Raw genomic sequence first — 3,197 nt, forward strand, 5'->3', positions numbered from 1 at the left:
TCAAAGAGCTAGTACATTGAAAACTGAATATAATCCAAGCAAAAAACCGAGACAATCAAAGAGAACAGATTGCAAGGCGACCGAGAAGAGAATTCTTGAGTAAGGTCAAGTAGAAAAGGGCGCACGGTGAATGCCTAGGCACTAAAAGCCGATGAAGGACGTGACGAACTACGAAAAGCTTCGGGGAGCGGTAAGTACGCAGAGATCCGGAGATGTCCGAATGGGGGAACCCAATGCAGCGATGCATTATTGATTGATGAATAGATAGTCAATCAAAGGAATACGCAGTGAACTGAAACATCTAAGTAGCTGCAGGAAGAGAAAGAAAGATCGATTTCCTTAGTAGCGGCGAGCGAAGAGGAAAGAGCCCAAACCAAGTGATTTATCATTTGGGGTTGTAGGACTGCGATGTGGTAGCGTGAGTGATAGCAGAATTATCTGGGAAGGTAAGCCAGAGAGGGTGAGAGCCCCGTACGTGAAATTGCAAGCGCGCCTAGCAGAATCCTGAGTAGGCCGGGACACGAGGAATCCCGGTTGAAACCGCGAGGACCATCTCGCAAGGCTAAATACTAATTAGTGACCGATAGTGAACCAGTACCGTGAGGGAAAGGTGAAAAGAACCCCGGAAGGGGAGTGAAAGAGAACCTGAAACCGTGTGTCTACAAGTAGTCAAAGCACATTAAAGTGCAATGGCGTGCCTTTTGTAGAATGAACCGGCGAGTTACGTTATCTAGCGAGGTTAAGTCAGAAAAGACGGAGCCGGAGCGAAAGCGAGTCTGAAGAGGGCGAGAAGTTAGGTGACGTAGACCCGAAACCAAGTGACCTACCCATGACCAGGCTGAAGGCGTGGTAAAACGCGCTGGAGGGCCGAACCCACGTAAGTTAAAAATTGCGGGGATGAGTTGTGGGTAGCGGTGAAATTCCAAACGAACTTGGAGATAGCTGGTTCTCTCCGAAATAGCTTTAGGGCTAGCCTCGTGGAGAGGATAATGGAGGTAGAGCTCTGTTTGGACTAGGGGCCCGTCAGGGGTTACTGAATCCAGATAAACTACGAATTCCAGATATCTATACACGGGAGTCAGACTGCGAGTGATAAGATCCGTAGTCGAAAGGGAAACAGCCCAGATCACCAGTTAAGGTCCCCAAATCTATGCTAAGTGGAAAAGGATGTGGAGTTGCGTAGACAACTAGGACGTTGGCTCAGAAGCAGCCATCATTCAAAGAGTGCGTAATAGCTCACTAGTCGAGTGGCGCTGCGCCGAAAATTTACCGGGGCTAAGCATAGTACCGAAACTGTGGATGTACGTAAGTACGTGGTAGGAGAGCGTTCTAAGTGCGGCGAAGGTTAACCGAGAGGATAATTGGAGCGCTTAGAAGTGAGAATGCCGGTATGAGTAGCGAAAGATAGGTGAGAATCCTATCCGCCGAAAGACTAAGGTTTCCTGGGGCAGGCTCGTCCGCCCAGGGTAAGTCGGGACCTAAGGCAAGGCCGAGAGGCGTAGTCGATGGATAACAGGTAGAGATTCCTGTACTGTGTTCAATCGTTATGAGCAATGGAGGGACGCAGGAGGTGAAACACGCATCGCGATGGAACGATGTTCAAGCGACAAGTGCGGTTAAGAGTCAAATGCTTCTAACCAGCAACACGAGTCGTGATGAGGAGCGAAGTAAAAGTAGCGAAGGTGTGGTAGTCACACTGCCAAGAAAAGCTTCTAGCCAGAGAGAACATACCCGTACCGCAAACCGACACAGGTAGTCGAGTGGAGAACACTAAGGTGAGCGAGAGAACTCTCGTTAAGGAACTCGGCAAAATGACCCCGTAACTTCGGAAGAAGGGGTGCTGGCCATGAGAATGGTTAGCCGCAGTGAATAGGCCCAAACAACTGTTTATCAAAAACACAGGTCTCTGCAAAATCGTAAGATGACGTATAGAGGCTGACACCTGCCCGGTGCTGGAAGGTTAAGAGGAGAGCTTAGCGCAAGCGAAGGTTTGAATTGAAGCCCCAGTAAACGGCGGCCGTAACTATAACGGTCCTAAGGTAGCGAAATTCCTTGTCGGGTAAGTTCCGACCTGCACGAAAGGTGTAATGATTTGGGCACTGTCTCAACGAGAGACTCGGTGAAATTATAATACCCGTGAAGATGCGGGTTACCCGCGACAGGACGGAAAGACCCCATGGAGCTTCACTGTAGCTTGATATTGAGTATCTTTTAAACATGTACAGGATAGGTAGGAGCCAAGGAAAGCAGGACGCTAGTTTTGCTGGAGGCAATGTTGGGATACTACCCTTGTTTGAAGGATGCTCTAACCTCGACCTGTAAGCCAGGCCAGGGACAGTGTCAGGTGGGCAGTTTGACTGGGGCGGTCGCCTCCTAAAGTGTAACGGAGGCGCTCAAAGGTTCCCTCAGAATGGTTGGAAATCATTCGCAGAGTGTAAAGGTATAAGGGAGCTTGACTGCGAGAGAGACAACTCGAGCAGGTAGGAAACTAGGACTTAGTGATCTGGTGGTACCGTATGGAAGGGCCATCACTCAACGGATAAAAGCTACCCTGGGGATAACAGGCTTATCTCCCCCAAGAGTTCACATCGACGGGGAGGTTTGGCACCTCGATGTCGGCTCGTCGCATCCTGGGGCTGAAGTCGGTCCCAAGGGTTGGGCTGTTCGCCCATTAAAGCGGCACGCGAGCTGGGTTCAGAACGTCGTGAGACAGTTCGGTCCCTATCCGTCGTGGGCGTAGGAAATTTGAGAGGAGCTGTCCTTAGTACGAGAGGACCGGGATGGACGCACCGCTGGTGTACCAGTTGTTCCGCCAGGAGCATCGCTGGGTAGCTATGTGCGGAAGGGATAAGCGCTGAAAGCATCTAAGTGCGAAGCCCCCCTCAAGATGAGATTTCCTTTGCGTAAGCAGTAAGACACCTCAAAGACGATGAGGTAGATAGGCTGGGAGTGGAAGTTCTGTGAAGAATGGAGCGGACCAGTACTAATCAGTCGAGGACTTGACCAAAGGCCAAGCGATCTGGAGAAGGTTTTTTGCGAGAGATTATGTTTAGTTTTGAGTGTAAAAGCTCAAAAGAGTACGGTGGCGAAAGCAAGAAGGATACACCTGTTCCCATGCCGAACACAGAAGTTAAGCTTCTTAACGCCGAAAGTAGTTGGTGGGCAACTGCCTGCGAGGAAAGGAAGCTGCCGTGCTC

2 rRNA genes are annotated in these 3,197 nt (G+C 50.2%); both read left to right on the forward strand.

The annotated features are described in order from the left end of the window. Positions 1 to 103 precede the first annotated feature (103 nt). Positions 104 to 3,007: ribosomal RNA gene (locus tag JEM49_RS07915) — 23S ribosomal RNA — on the forward strand. A gap of 71 nt (positions 3,008 to 3,078) precedes the next feature. After that, positions 3,079 to 3,195, forward strand: a 5S ribosomal RNA gene (rrf, locus tag JEM49_RS07920). Positions 3,196 to 3,197: the final 2 nt, after the last annotated feature.

The organism is Lactobacillus sp. A27, from assembly GCF_016742815.1.
Classification (GTDB): Bacteria; Bacillota; Bacilli; order Lactobacillales; family Lactobacillaceae; genus Lactobacillus; species Lactobacillus gallinarum.